The organism is Rhodococcus sp. NPDC056743, assembly GCF_042790355.1.
Taxonomy (GTDB): domain Bacteria; phylum Actinomycetota; class Actinomycetes; order Mycobacteriales; family Mycobacteriaceae; genus Rhodococcus_F.
Window position 1 is genome coordinate 96,206 of the sequence record NZ_JBHTZI010000010.1, and the last position, 13,532, is coordinate 109,737.

Here is a 13,532-nt window from a genome sequence, read left to right on the forward strand (position 1 = left end):
GAGTACGAGCTGTAGCAAGCGTCAGAAACTCCAGATCAGCGGAATGAGTACCGTCGCAACAACGAGGAACCACAGGAGCATCGGGAGTCCGAGCTTCCAGTAGTCGCCGAATTTGTAGCCGCCAGGACCCATCACCATCATGTTGGCGGGGGTGGCGACGGGGGTCAGGAACGACGCTGCTGCCGCGACGGTCACCGTCATGAGGAGCGGCACCACTGAAATATTCAGCTCGGAGGCCACGGAGATTGCGATCGGCGTGATGATCAATGCCGTTGCGGTGTTGCTGATGAGCTGGCCGAGCGTCGCGGTGACGACGAACAGTCCGGCAACAACGACGTACGGGCTGGCGCCGCCGATGACGTCGACAAAACCGTGAGCGAGCTTCTCGGCAGCGCCGGTCTCCTGAATTGCCGTGGAAAGCGGGATCATTCCGCCGACCAGAATGAGGGTGGTCCACGAGATCGAGCGGTGGGCCTGTTCGACACTGATCACGCGCAGTAGAACCATCGCGCAGGCGGCAAGAAGACCCGCAATGGCAGACGGGACCAATCCGAACGTCAACATGACCACCATGGCGGCGACAACAACCAGGGACAGGATCGCCCGGGTGCCGAGCGGCGCGGCCTGCTTACGGATCAAGGCAGGAGGATCGACCACAAGAACGTTCGGGTCCACCGACGTGTGAGTGTCCAGGTCGTCCCAACTGCCCTGCAGTAACAGGGTGTCGCCGGCAGCGAGCCTGATACCGCCAGGCCCACAGGGCTCGCCGGCCCGCGCCGCAGCCAGAACCACGAGATCGCCACTGTCGGTCACCATGCCGGGGAACACCTTGTCGCCGATGATTTCCGAACGTGGCGGAATGATCACCTCGACAACACCGTCGTTCTTGGTGATCAGCGGCGCATCGGATTGATCGCAACCGCCTGCGACGGCGTACTGGTGCGCGAGCGTCTTGGCATGGCGGCTCAGGTCCGGTGACATCGACGTCCCGGCGCGATGCGGCAATACGCGAGGGCCGAGAAACACTGCGATCGCGATGGTTCCGAGAACCAGCGGTGCACCGATCAAGGTGAAGTCGAAGAAGCCGAACGCGCCGGCTCCGGCGTCGGCGGCCGCGTCGGAGACGATGATGTTGACCGGAGTGCCGGTGAGCGTGAGCATCGAACCGGCATGCGCGGCAAAGGCGAGCGGGAGCAGCAGTTGCGACGTGGACCGGCCGAGCCGGACCGCGAGGACGACCACCATCGGGATCAAGGCGGCTACCGCGCCGTTCACACTGATCAATGCTGTCAGTGCGGCGACCAGCAACATGATTGCGCTCAACAGCCGAACGCGTGAATCGCCGACCTTCGTCAGAAGCTTCTCGCCCGCCCACGTCGTGACTCCGGTGGCATCGAGCGCTTCGCTGACGACAAAGAGCGCTGCGATGAATATGACTGTGGGATCACCGAATCCGGCCAGTGCCTGTTCCACCGAGATCACTCCGGTGGCATACAGCGCCAGTGCCGTTCCGATCGCAATGATTCCGACCGGAATGCGGCCTATGACGAACAGCGCCACGACTACGGCAAGCACGACAAACGTGATGGTGATGTCATTCACGATTCGTAAAGCTACCTTCCAGCACGGCTACCGTCCTGCACCGGATACAGAACGACCCCGTCTCGGGAAATGGAGACGGGGTCGAGGGGACGGACGCGGTGGAATTAGTTGGAGGCGGCGATGCGCGCCTTCTCGAGAGCGGCGAGAGTGCGGAGCACGGTCGCCTTCTGCTTGTTGAGATCGCTCAGGCGTGCGCGAGCAGGCAGACCCTGGGCAAGTTCGGCGACCTTGATCTGCTCGTCGATGGAACCGAGCTGATCGAGAAGCCCCAGAACGCGCGTCTGCAGCGTGTTGATGTCGACGGTGTCCGTCTTCACCGGAGCGGCAACACGAGTCGCAGCGCCCGTGCTGGAGGGGCGGGAAGCGCGTGCCGGCGACGTGTCTGCAACGACGGTGGCCGCGCGCGGGCGAATCGCCTTGCGGACAGCGGCAGCGTCGGGGAGAACGTCCATGCGGATTTCGTTGAGGACGCGGCGAGCTTCACGTGCCGTGACACGGTACTCGCGCTCTTCGTCGTCGTCGGACTGCAGTGTTCCGCCGAGCGGGCGCAGGCCGTACATGCCGAGGAACCGCTTGGCGTCGTCGATGATGCCTTCGTTTTCGCGGCAGCGTTCGCAGCGCGGTTCGTTGCGGAACATCTCTACGGAGTTGTCGTCACCACACCAGACACAGGATCCTGGGCGCCACCGCCGGACCGTGGGAACTGAAGAATTCAGTGAATGAGATTCGGGCCGGGATTCGGGCCGGGATTCCAGGGTTTGCGCGTCGATCACGACGAGCCACATTAGGCGAAGATTGCGGGCAGGTGAACATCAGCTCGGCATCGACCTGGGATTCTCCACGAGGGCGTGACCAAGATCATGCCGATTGTCCGATTCTCGGGTAACTGTGTGTCGCACAAATGGTTTCGTGAAGACCTCTCGGTCTGGTTCGCCCGGCGAACGTCCTCGCGAAACACGAAGGGCGCGTACCCGTGACCGTCTGGTCACAGATACGCGCCCGCTCCGCGGAAACGCGAAAGACTATGCGCTGCCGTCGAACAGTGAAGTCACAGAACCGTTCTCGAAAACTTCCTTGATGGTCCGTGCGAGCAGAGGCGCAATCGACAGAATCGTCAGGGTCGGGAACTGCTTCGACTCGGGGATCGGCAGCGTGTTGGTCGTGATGACCTCCTTGGCGCCGCAGTTGGCCAGACGCTCGGCGGCCGGATCCGAGAAGATGCCGTGCGTGGTGGCGATGATGACGTCGACGGCACCGGCGTCCTTGAGTACCTTGACAGCGCCGGCGATGGTACCGCCGGTGTCGATCATGTCGTCGATCAGCACGCAGGTGAGGCCGTTGACGTCACCGACCACGCGGTTGGACTTGACCTGGTTCGGAACCAGCGGGTCGCGGGTCTTGTGCACGAATGCCAGCGGCGCGCCGTCGAGGGCATCTGCCCACTTCTCGGCAACCTTGACGCGGCCGGCATCCGGGGAGACGACGCAGATGTTGTCGGTGCCGTAGTTGTCGCGCACGTACTCGGCGAGCTGGCCCTGAGCGTGCATGTGGTCAACCGGACCGTCGAAGAAGCCCTGAATCTGATCGGTGTGCAGGTCGACCGTGATGATCCGGTCGGCACCTGCGGTCTTGAGCAGGTCCGCGATCAAGCGAGCGGAAATCGGCTCGCGTCCGCGGTGCTTCTTGTCCTGGCGGGCATACGGGTAGAACGGCAGCACCGCGGTGATGCGCTTCGCGGATCCACGCTTGAGAGCGTCGATCATGATGAGCTGTTCCATCACCCAGGTGTTCAGCGGCGCCGGATGACTCTGCAGCACAAACGCATCCGACCCACGCACGGACTCTTCGAAGCGAACGAAGATCTCACCGTTCGCGAAATCGCGGGCAGTCTGCGGGGTGACTCGGATGTCGAGTTCCTTCGCGACCTGCTCAGCCAACTCGGGATGCGCACGACCCGAGAACAACATCAAGTTCTTCTGGTTGTCGATCCAATTCGCAGTCACTGGTTCATGCCATCCTTTTGTACTTGCTGATCTGTGCGCTCTGATTCCGAAGCCGTTGCTGCATCGGCCGCAGGAGTACCGGGTCGATTCTTCTCGACCCAACCCTCGATGTTGCGTTGCTGACCGCCCGAGACCGCAAGGGCCCCAGCCGGAACGTCGAATCGCAAGACGGTGCCGGCGCCGGTGTACGCGCCGTCCCCGACATGAACCGGCGCGACGAACATCGTGTCCGAGCCGGTTCGCACGTGCGACCCCACCACAGTACGGCGCTTGGTCACCCCGTCGTAATTGACGAAGACGCTCGACGCTCCGATGTTGCTGTGATGGCCGATGGTGGCGTCGCCGACGTAGGTAAGATGCGGAACCTTCGAATGCTCGCCGATCTCGGCGTTCTTGGTCTCCACGTACGCACCGAGTTTGCCGTGAGCGCCCAGGGACGTGGCCGGACGGAGGTACGCGAAGGGGCCGACGGTGGCGTCGTCGCCGATTGTCGACTCGCTTGCATGCGAACGGATGACAACGGCTCTTGCACCCACGGTGACATCGGTCAGAGTGGTATCCGGGCCGATCACAGCGTCTTCGCCCACCGACGTGGCGCCGGCCAACTGCACGCCGGGAAGCAGGGTCACATCCTGCTCGAGAGTGACGTCGCAGTCGATCCACGTACTTGCCGGATCGACGATGGTAACGCCAGCGCGCATCCACTTCTCGAGGATTCGACGGTTCTTCTCACGTGCCAGCGTCGACAGCTGCACACGATCGTTTGCGCCGGCGACCAGAACCGAATCCGCGATGTGCTGAGCCCGGACACGCTTACCGGCGCGACGGGCGATCATGATCACATCGGTGAGATAGAACTCGTGCTGAGCATTGTTGGAGTCGAGGGAAGACAACGCGTCACGAAGCGTCTCGACGTCGAATGCGTAGACACCGGAGTTGACCTCGGTGATCGAACGCTGCGAGTCCGTCGCTTCCTTCTCCTCGACGATCGCGTTGACTTCGCCATCGGTGGTGCGCAGGATCCGGCCGTAACCGGTGGGGTCGGGTGCCGTGGACGTCAGGACCGTCACTGCGGCCGCCGGCGCGCTGGTGTGGCGCTCGAGTAGATCCGCGATGGTGGCGCCGTCCAGGAGGGGAACGTCGGCAGCAGTCACGAGTACGGTGCCGCGGAAATCTGCAGGCAGACCTTCGAGACCACAACTGACCGCGTGGCCGGTGCCCTTCTGCTCGTCCTGAACGGCGATCGTGATCGAACGATCCAGGTCGGTGGCGACGGATGCCACAGCTTCGGATACTCGTTCGCGATCGTGGCCGACGACGGTCACCAGATGCGTCGGATTCAACGACGCAGCAGCGTGGAGGGAGTGCGCGAGCATGGTGCGGCCGGCAAGAGTGTGGAGCACCTTGGGGGTCTTGGACTTCATCCGAGTGCCTGCACCCGCTGCGAGAACGATCACGGCGGTTTGCACTTGTTTGAGCTCCCTCTTGTCGATCATCAACTACCGGCTCCGCCGCCAGGACTCGAACCTGAACTATCTGAACCAAAATCAGAGGTGCTGCCATTACACCACGGCGGATTGCCACGCTCTCCGAACCTTGCGGCGGATTACGCGCAAGAATAATCGCATGCCGACCCGGTCTAGGTCGAACCGCTCCTCCGTTTTCGTGTCGAGCAGTCCCGATAGGCTTGCTGTGAGCGGTGCGGTGACAACCGTCCGGCGTGTGGGGAGAGAGGCAATCATGGCGACGGTTCCCAATCCGATAGGCAGTGATCGCGCACCTGAACGGGCAACTCGAGTGCGTATGACGGGAACGCAGCGTCGTCAGCAGTTGATCGAGATCGCCAGGGCACTTTTTGCCGAACGTGGATACGAAGCGACCTCCATCGAGGAAATCGCGCAACGGGCAAACGTCTCGAAGCCTGTCGTCTACGAGCACTTCGGCGGTAAAGAGGGCTTGTATGCCGTCGTCGTGGATCGTGAGATGTCGCGACTGCTGGAGATGATCACGTCGTCGTTGTCACAGAACCGCTCGAGAGTTCGAGTCGAGCGGGTAGCGCTGGCGTTGCTCACATACGTCGAGGAACACACGGACGGCTTCCGGATCTTGGTTCGTGACTCGTCCGTCGTAGCGCCGAGCGGCACCTATTCCAGTCTCCTCAACGATGCGATCAGTCAGGTGGGATACCTGTTGGCGGGAGACTTCTCGCGGCGTGGATTCGACCCGGGACTTGCAACGATGTACGCGCAGGCGCTGGTCGGGATGGTATCGACCACAGCCACGTGGTGGCTCGACGAGCGCTCACCTTCCAAGGAAGTCGTGGCTGCGCATCTCGTTAATCTGTGTTGGAACGGACTCACCAATCTCGAGGCCGATCCGCAATTGGAGGGTTAACGCAGGCGTGCCTGTCGCTGAAGTCTGGAGCGCAGTCTAAGCTGTGTTGGCTGTATCACGATCGTTCAATGGGCAAACGTGGTTTGTTTGCGTGGGGTGTTGTTGCAAAACGCCTTCCATTTTGACGCTGTGAACGGGTAATGGTGAGAATTCGTTCGATGTGTGGTGACTGGAGGCCGGATCGATGGTGAGGCAGGAGCGGGCGGAAGCCACTCGTGATTCGGTACTGCGCGGTGCGGCGGGCGTTTTCCTGCGTCTGGGATATGCAAACGCCAGTCTGAGCGAGATCATCGCCGAATCTCAGGTGACCAAAGGGGCGCTGTACTTCCACTTCGGTTCCAAGGAAGAACTCGCCCGTGCGGTGATCGACGAAGGGTCTGCTCGCTTCGACGCCAAGTCGGAATTGTGGCTGGATCGCCGAACGCCGGCATTGGAATCGTTGATCGGTGTCTCGTCGGTGGCGGTCGACACCGCCGCACATGACGTGCTTGTGCGTGCCACGTTCCGTTTGCTGGTCGAGATCGGCGACTATCGTGGATCGGGGCCGGCAACGTTCGAGGGGTGGCTCGATATCTTCCGGGAACTTGCCACCAGAGCTGCCGACGAAGGTGACCTGAAATCCGACGTCGACTCCGCAGATATCGCGCGTTTCTTGTTGCAGATGGTGACGGGTGTCCGATTGATAGCTTCGGCCACAGGAACTATGCGTGATTTGTCTGACTCGATGAAGACGTCCTGGAACATCATTCTTCCCGTTGTCGTTCCGGAATCGAAGGTCGAATACTTCCGGCAGTTTGCTGCTCGGCGGCTGAGTAGCGACCACTGAGTCTGATCCGGTTGCGTCGGTTCGAACCGCGTTCGGGTCGATGACCTGGGATCTTCTTGGGATATATCTCCCATTTGTATTGAATAGATGGCGTCGCGGAAGTGGTATTCGCCTATATTGGGCTTTTGAAACAAACTCAGAGTATGTTTATCCCGTAACCAAATGTCCGATGGTCTGATCTTGCTGACCTGTTCGACGTTGCGGTATGTTCTTACGGTAGCTGAACAATTGCTGCAAACTGCCGATCGGTCAGTGAAGCTCGATTGTTCGAGACGAAGTCGGTGAACCGGGCGGGGTAGGGGGTCGCCCGGTCCACCGATGAAAGGGGTATCGAAGATGGGTGAATCCGTACCGTCGGGGACTTCGGCAGTTTCGGCTGTTTCGTCGGCGACATTCGATGCGAGTCCTCGGATCGGCTGCGACGTAGTCAATGTCGTGGACGTCAGTCGAAGTATCGATCTGTTCGGGAGTCGATACCTCGAGCGGACGTTCACTGCCCGCGAGTTGGAGATATGCAGCGGGACTGCCAGGGATCAGCGACTCGCGGCGCGTTTTGCCGCGAAGGAAGCGGTGGTCAAGGTTCTTCGGCCCGCTGACACGGCAATTCCCTGGAATTCCATCGAGATTACGCGTGAGCTGTGGGGGGGATGTGGAGTAGAGCTTTTCGGCGAGGCAGCAAAACTTGCTGTGGCCCAGGATCTTCAGGATTTCCAAGTATCTATTTCGCATGAGGCCGACGTCGCCATCGCCATGGTGATTGCCATGCATCGCGGCGGTTCGCAACAAACAGAAGGACGAAGTCACCGATGAGTGATCAGGCAATTCGCAAAGTGCTCATGGAACATGGTCGGCTTGCAGTCGATGTCGGCACGATCGACGTCGACGCCGATCTGTACGCGTTGGGTTTGACCTCTCACGCAAGTGTCAATGTGATGCTGGCGCTGGAAGATTCGTTCGACATCGAATTTCCGGACGAGTTGCTCCGGAAGAGCACTTTTGCGAGCGTCCGGGCGATCGAGAGTGCGTTGATCGGCCTGGGTGAAGCGTGAGCATCCCGCACCCCGACGTCATTGTCGAGCCCGCCGTTGATCGGGCACGCCGTGTCGCAGAAGAAGTCGCCGCAGTGTGGGCGGCCGAGGTAGACGAAGACTCTCGATTCCCCGCCGAGGCGGTTGCCGCCATGCGCGAGCAGCGTCTGCTCTCGGTCGCAGTTCCCACCGAGTTCGGTGGTGACGGCTTGTCGTTGCGTGAGGTTGCCACGATCGCGCGCATCATCGGATCACGCTGTGCGTCCAGCGGAATGATCTTTGCGATGCATCAGACGCAGATCTACTCTCTGATCAAGCATGGCGACACGGAGGCGCTGCGAGCATTTGTGGTCGAATCCGTCGAAAAGCAGTTGCTGCTTGCATCGGCGACAACGGAGTTGGGGATCGGCGGCGATGTCAGCCGAAGTTACTGCGCTGTAGAGGATCTCGGTGGCCATCTGCTGCTGATCAAGAACGCGCCCGTGATTTCGTACGGCCGGCATGCCGATGCGATTCTGGTCACCGCCCGTCGTTCGCCGGACAGTCAGCCTAACGATCAGGTACTTGTGATCTGCCGCAGCGGGGATCTGACTCTGGAAGAAACCACCGAATGGAACGCATTCGGGTTGCGGGGAACATGCAGTCTCGGGTACATCCTGCGGGCGACGTCTACGCCGGACATGATGATCGCAACTCCGTATGCCGATATTTCCACCAACACCATGCTGCCCGTTTCTCACATCGTGTGGAGTTCGGTGTGGCTCGGCATCGCGGACGCGGCACTCGACAAAGCGCGCAAGTACGTGCGTGCCGCAGCGCGCAAGCAGCCGGGAGCCTCGTCGCCGGCGGCACTGCGATTGGCTGAAACAGCGTCGACTGCGCAACAATTCGCGGACCTGGTGGACGCGTCCGCGCGCCGCTACGACCGCGCCGTCGGATCTCGCGGCGAGTTGGACGGGGCGGCGGCAACCGAGCGTGTCGGTTTCTCATTGGCAATGAACAATCTGAAGGTCGCCACATCGAGATCTGTAGTGGAGATTGTCGGTCAGACGATGTTGATCTGCGGTATCTCCGGATACCGAGAAGACAGTGAGTACTCGCTCGGGCGTCATCTCCGTGACGCCCACGGGGCAGCTGTGATGGTGAACAACGATCGCATCATGGCGGGATCCGCTCAAATGGCCATCGGATACCAAGGAACATTATGACTACCGACCTCGATCTCGCCAGGGCCGAGTTTCAGCGTGAATTGCTGACCGCTGGAATTCTCATCAAGACAGATGTCTTAGGACTTTACGGTCGTTCCGGGTTGTTCGAGGACATCATCGACGGAATCGACCGCGTGGTGGTAGCTGCGGGTGCCGGACCCGCCGCGACGCGTCTGCGTTTTCCGCCGGTGTTTCCCCGCACGAGTTTCGAGCGCACCGATTACATCGCGTCGTTCCCCAACCTGACCGGTGCGATCAACACCTTCAACGGAAGCAATCGTGATCACTCACAGTTGCTGGCAGATCGCGCCGGCGGTCAATCGTGGGATCGCTATCTGGAACCGACCGAGACCATGTTGGTGTCGGCAGCGTGCCACCCCGCCTACGCTCAATACACGGGTGAACTTCCCGAAGGTGGAGTGCTCCTTGATATTTACGGTTTCTGCTTTCGGCACGAACCGGCAATCGATCCGGCCCGTATGCAGGCGTTCCGGATGCACGAGTTCGTGACAATCGGCGACGCCGACGCTGCCGCCGCTCACCGCAAGAAGTGGATCGAACGCGGGATGGAGGTCCTGGGTGATCTCGGCCTCGACGCCACGCCGGTCATTGCCAACGATCCGTTCTTCGGAAGGGCTGGTCGGATGTTGGCGGCCAACCAGCGAGAGGAAAACCTGAAGACGGAGTTGACAGTTCGGTTGTACGGCGATCTCGACGAGGGGACGGCGATCGTGTCGTCCAACAACCACCTCGATCATTTCGGCAAGACCTTCGACATCACCACCGCCCGCGGTGAGGTCGCCCACAGTTCCTGCGTCGGTTTCGGAATGGAGCGCATCGCTCTGTCTCTCTTGCGAACTCACGGTCTTGACATTGCTGCCTGGCCCGGTGGCGTCCGCGGACATATGGGTTTGTGATGGCCAGACTCCTCGATATCACCCCTGACCGCTACAACTCACATGCCGTGCATCACGAGGACCGGGTGTGGGCGCAGACCAACTGCTACCTGGATCTGTGGATCGAGGTTCTGCATTCGCTCGGTCTCGACCCTGTGCCCGCGATGGCGTGCGCATTTTCGTCGAGGTTCGACGGTGCGCAGTGGACTTTCCTCAAGTTCAAGGCCGAGGATATTTTTGCGCTGTACGGGATCGACGTTGCGGAGATGAACGTCTGGCGCGCGCCACTGATACACATCGAGGACAACCTCGAGGCGGGAATGCTGTCCACGGTGGAGGTGGACGGGTACTGGCTGCCCGACACGTTGGGTACGAGTTACCATGAGACGCATACCAAGACAACAATTGTCCCCAACCGGATCGATCGCGTGGCGGGAGAACTCGAGTACTTCCACAACAGTGGATATCATGTGCTTCGGGGAGACGATTTCTCCGGGGTGTTCGATCTCGATCGTTCCAGCATTCCGCCCTTCGTTCCGTATGTCGAGCAGGTCCGACTCTCGCCCGTTCACGAGATGAACGCGGGAAATATCGCCGAGGTAGCGCGGCGCAACGTGGCAGTGAGGCCCCCGGGAAATCCGGTGCGAGAGCTGGGGCGCAGGGTCGTCGAGGATTCCGAATGGATCCGCACAGCCGGCATGGAGGCATTCCACCTGTGGTCGTTCGGGTTGCTCAGACAATGCGGCGCCAGCGCTGAACTTGCCGCCGATGTCAGTGAATTTCTCGACGCTTCAGGGTTTTCCGGTACAGCCGAGGCATCAGCTGGGTTCCGGAGCGTAGCTGCCGGCGCGAAGAGCGTGCAATTCCAGATGGCACGTGCCGCGAGGGGGCGAATCGTGGATCCCCGTGACCAACTCGACGAGATGGCGGTGTCCTGGACGCAGTCCATGGACATCATCACCTCCATCGTCGGAGTTGATTCCCAGCGACATCTCAGGTTGGTGTGATGCCGCGAAGAAACGCCAGCGATCTTCTCGAAGAAGCGCAGTGGCGCTGTATCGCAACGAAACCCGGTGAAATAGCGGCACCCACGCAGCTGTCGGGCAAGACTGGATGGCTGTCGGCCACAGTGCCGGGCACGGTGGCCGGAGCGGTCCGAGAATCCGACGGCTCCGCGGCGGCACGCCGAGTGGCGGCCGACGTCAGTGATTGGTGGTTTGTCACCAGGGTTGCCGCGGCCGGTGAGGGGTCGTGGCTGCTCCGCTTACAGGGGCTGACGGCAGGCGCGGATGTCTGGGTCGACGACACCGTTGTCTTGTCTTCGGACTCCATGTTCGTGCCCGGTGAAGCCGTCGTAACCCGGGAGGTGGCCAAGAGTAGTGAATTCACACTCGCGATCCACTTTCATTCTCTGGCAACTGTTCTGAGTTCGCGTCGACCGCGTGGCAGATGGCGCTCCTCGTTGGTGCGTGAGCAGGGTCTGCGATGGATACGTACAACACTGCTGGGAAGTGCACCCGTGTTCTCCGGCGTTCCGGTGCCGGTCGGGCCGTGGCGGGGTATTCGAATGTTGGATGTCCGCAAGGCAAGTGTCGTGTCTCGCTCTCTCCACGTGACCACCGACGGAACGTTCGGGGCCGTCGAGATCTCGGCACGCCTCACGGGTGTGCCCCACAACGTCACGGCAGTGTCGGTGAGCGTCGGAATCGTTCGTGGTTCCCTCACCGTGACATCGCGAGACGGCGGACTCGCCGTCGTATCGGGCGTCGTCGAAATTCCCGACGTGGATCTCTGGTGGCCGCACACGCACGGTCGGCCGCATCGATACTCGGTGTCGATCGAGGTAGGCAGAGATGTTCTTCACCTGGGGTACATCGGGTTTCGCAGTCTCGAGGTCGATCGAACCGGCGGTGGATTTCGGGTATCGGTCAATGGGGCCGACGTGTACTGCCGGGGATCGGTGTGGGTGCCCACCGATCCAGTCGCCTTCCGCGGCGAGGAGCAGACAACGTCGGTGCTCGAGCGTTGTGCAGAGTCCGGCGTGAACATGCTGCGAGTTCCGGGAACCATGGTCTACGAGAGTGATCACTTCTGGAACGAATGTGCCCGGCTGGGCATTCTGGTCTGGCAGGACGCGATGCTCGCGACCCTCGATCCGCCGGACACGGACGAGTTCTTTGGACTCTTTGCCACTGAGGTACGGGCGTTCGTGGAACAGGTCGGTGGCAACCCGGCACTTGCAGTTTTCTGCGGAGGCAGTGAAACCGAACAGCAATCGACAATGCTCGGTCTGGTCGATCAGCACATCTCGATCGTTCACTCTCGCTTGCCTGCGTTGCTCGAGGAAATCGCACCGGGACTCGAGTACGTGACCTCGTCCCCGTCGGCGCCGCCTGACCGTGAAACATTGGCCACTCACGTAGGTACCGGAATTGCCCACTACTTCGGAATAGGCGGGTACCGGCGTCCACTCGACGACGTGTTGAGCGCGCGGGTGAGATTCGCTACGGAGTGCCTGGCGTTCTCCATTCCGCCGTCGAACACCGTCATCGAGAACGAGTTCGGCTCTGTATCCGTGGCGGGCCACCACCCGTCGTGGAAGGCTGCTGTGCCACGGGACAACGGGTCGTCCTGGGACTTCGAGGACGTTCGTGATCACTACGTCACGACATTGTTCGGCGAAGATCCGAGCGAGGTTCGCTGGTCCGACCCGGAGCGCTATCTCGACTTGGGGCGCGCGGCGATCTGCGAGGCCTTCGGCGCAGCGCTCGGCTACTGGCGTCGAGCAGATTCCGGGTGTGACGGTGCGCTGACTTTGGCATTGACGGATCTCGAACCTGGTCCAGGGTGGGGCGTCCTCGACTGGCAGGGCACGCCGAAAGCTCCGTGGTACGTACTACGCCGGTACTCGAAACCCGTGGCCCTCATCGTCACCGACGACGGCCTGGACGGACTCCGACTCGACGTGATCAACGAGACCGGCGAGCCATTGGTTGCCGAAATTCGCATCCGCGCGCACAACAGGTCTGGTGTGGTGCCGGTCGATGTGGTCGCACCCGTCAAGGTCGACGCCCACGGGAAACGGGGTCTGACAGTAGACGAGGTGGTGGGGCGATTCACCGATCTCACACACGTCTTCAAGTTCGGGCCACGCAATTACGACGCCGTCACCATCACCCTCGAGAACGAGGAAGGCGTGGTCATCGACGAGGTCGTACACCTGTTGGGAAGCCCGGCCAGACCGCTCGAACGCACAGTCGGCCTCGCTGCCATCGCCCGCAATGTCGGCGACGACTGGGTTGTCGACGTCACCTCGGAAGGTACGGCGCAATACGTGTCGCTGGACCTGCAGGGATTCGAGCCGGAGGATTCCTGGTTTCATCTCGCACCAGGTGGTGCGCGGACGGTGAGGTTACGCCGCACCGGTCAGGCGAAGATGGTGATCGGTCGCGTGCGAGCACTCAATTCCCATTCCAGCGCGCCGGTCAGTCCGCCGGTGGTTGCCGATCCACCTCGCCAAGTGGCTACCAAGCGGGTTCCGCGGAGGTAGGGCGCGCTCGCGGATAGAATCGACT

General features: G+C 61.3%; 12 protein-coding genes and 1 tRNA gene. 8 read left to right on the top strand and 5 right to left on the bottom strand.

Features of this window, described 5'->3' with window-relative positions:
* Positions 1–21: 21 nt before the first annotated feature.
* From ACFRFQ_RS23035 to ACFRFQ_RS23055, 5 genes are all read right to left on the bottom strand, one after another.
* Positions 22–1,602 carry an SLC13 family permease gene (locus ACFRFQ_RS23035; protein WP_378662737.1) on the bottom strand — a complete coding sequence of 527 codons (1,581 nt, stop codon included), beginning with the start codon at positions 1,600–1,602 and terminating at the stop codon, positions 22–24.
* Between the two features lie 104 nt (positions 1,603–1,706).
* The gene (locus ACFRFQ_RS23040) at positions 1,707–2,375 is read right to left on the bottom strand and encodes a hypothetical protein (RefSeq protein ID WP_378662740.1); all 669 of its coding nucleotides are present in this window, start codon (positions 2,373–2,375) and stop codon (positions 1,707–1,709) included.
* A 249-nt stretch (positions 2,376–2,624) separates the two neighbouring features.
* Positions 2,625–3,605, bottom strand: a complete 981-nt coding sequence (locus ACFRFQ_RS23045; protein ID WP_378662743.1) for a ribose-phosphate diphosphokinase — start codon at positions 3,603–3,605, stop codon at positions 2,625–2,627.
* Positions 3,602–5,101 (bottom strand): bifunctional UDP-N-acetylglucosamine diphosphorylase/glucosamine-1-phosphate N-acetyltransferase GlmU, encoded by a 1,500-nt coding sequence (gene glmU / locus ACFRFQ_RS23050; RefSeq protein ID WP_378662745.1) that lies wholly within the window; start codon positions 5,099–5,101, stop codon positions 3,602–3,604. Before glmU ends, ACFRFQ_RS23045 begins: the two co-directional genes overlap by 4 nt.
* Before the next feature lie 10 nt (positions 5,102–5,111).
* Positions 5,112–5,182, bottom strand: a tRNA-Gln gene (locus ACFRFQ_RS23055).
* A gap of 163 nt (positions 5,183–5,345) precedes the next feature.
* On the opposite strand from ACFRFQ_RS23055, the gene ACFRFQ_RS23060 reads away from it, so the two are divergent.
* The 8 genes from ACFRFQ_RS23060 (at position 5,346) to ACFRFQ_RS23095 (ending at position 13,507) form a co-directional block, all read left to right on the top strand.
* The gene (locus tag ACFRFQ_RS23060; protein ID WP_378662747.1) at positions 5,346–5,999 is read left to right on the top strand and encodes a TetR/AcrR family transcriptional regulator; all 654 of its coding nucleotides are present in this window, start codon (positions 5,346–5,348) and stop codon (positions 5,997–5,999) included.
* A gap of 184 nt (positions 6,000–6,183) precedes the next feature.
* Complete coding sequence (locus tag ACFRFQ_RS23065) at positions 6,184–6,825, top strand: ScbR family autoregulator-binding transcription factor (protein ID WP_138872431.1); 642 nt, start codon at positions 6,184–6,186, stop codon at positions 6,823–6,825.
* 336 nt (positions 6,826–7,161) lie between these two features.
* Entirely contained in the window at positions 7,162–7,635 is a 474-nt protein-coding gene (locus ACFRFQ_RS23070; protein ID WP_378662751.1) for a holo-ACP synthase, read from the top strand.
* Positions 7,632–7,874 (top strand): acyl carrier protein, encoded by a 243-nt coding sequence (locus ACFRFQ_RS23075; RefSeq protein WP_092807046.1) that lies wholly within the window; start codon positions 7,632–7,634, stop codon positions 7,872–7,874. The genes ACFRFQ_RS23070 and ACFRFQ_RS23075 overlap by 4 nt, the downstream gene beginning before the upstream one ends.
* The gene (locus ACFRFQ_RS23080; RefSeq protein ID WP_378662753.1) at positions 7,871–9,061 is read left to right on the top strand and encodes an acyl-CoA dehydrogenase family protein; all 1,191 of its coding nucleotides are present in this window, start codon (positions 7,871–7,873) and stop codon (positions 9,059–9,061) included. The genes ACFRFQ_RS23075 and ACFRFQ_RS23080 overlap by 4 nt, the downstream gene beginning before the upstream one ends.
* The gene (locus ACFRFQ_RS23085) at positions 9,058–9,978 is read left to right on the top strand and encodes an amino acid--[acyl-carrier-protein] ligase (RefSeq protein WP_378662756.1); all 921 of its coding nucleotides are present in this window, start codon (positions 9,058–9,060) and stop codon (positions 9,976–9,978) included. Before ACFRFQ_RS23080 ends, ACFRFQ_RS23085 begins: the two co-directional genes overlap by 4 nt.
* Positions 9,978–10,964: a DUF1839 family protein gene (locus ACFRFQ_RS23090; RefSeq protein ID WP_378662758.1), complete on the top strand. Its 987-nt coding sequence runs from the start codon at positions 9,978–9,980 to the stop codon at positions 10,962–10,964. The genes ACFRFQ_RS23085 and ACFRFQ_RS23090 overlap by 1 nt, the downstream gene beginning before the upstream one ends.
* Positions 10,964–13,507, top strand: coding sequence for a glycosyl hydrolase (locus tag ACFRFQ_RS23095; protein WP_378662760.1), 2,544 nt, complete (start codon positions 10,964–10,966; stop codon positions 13,505–13,507). The genes ACFRFQ_RS23090 and ACFRFQ_RS23095 overlap by 1 nt, the downstream gene beginning before the upstream one ends.
* Positions 13,508–13,532 lie beyond the last annotated feature (25 nt).

Bases quoted from the DNA above. Each gene is read 5' to 3' on its own strand.
- glmU (WP_378662745.1), bottom strand. From the start codon at position 5,101: ATGATCGACAAGAGGGAGCTCAAACAAGTGCAAACCGCCGTGATCGTT.
- ACFRFQ_RS23060 (WP_378662747.1), top strand. From the start codon at position 5,346: ATGGCGACGGTTCCCAATCCGATAGGCAGTGATCGCGCACCTGAACGG.
- ACFRFQ_RS23065 (WP_138872431.1), top strand. From the start codon at position 6,184: ATGGTGAGGCAGGAGCGGGCGGAAGCCACTCGTGATTCGGTACTGCGC.
- ACFRFQ_RS23070 (WP_378662751.1), top strand. From the start codon at position 7,162: ATGGGTGAATCCGTACCGTCGGGGACTTCGGCAGTTTCGGCTGTTTCG.
- ACFRFQ_RS23075 (WP_092807046.1), top strand. From the start codon at position 7,632: ATGAGTGATCAGGCAATTCGCAAAGTGCTCATGGAACATGGTCGGCTT.
- ACFRFQ_RS23085 (WP_378662756.1), top strand. From the start codon at position 9,058: ATGACTACCGACCTCGATCTCGCCAGGGCCGAGTTTCAGCGTGAATTG.
- ACFRFQ_RS23090 (WP_378662758.1), top strand. From the start codon at position 9,978: ATGGCCAGACTCCTCGATATCACCCCTGACCGCTACAACTCACATGCC.
- ACFRFQ_RS23095 (WP_378662760.1), top strand. From the start codon at position 10,964: ATGCCGCGAAGAAACGCCAGCGATCTTCTCGAAGAAGCGCAGTGGCGC.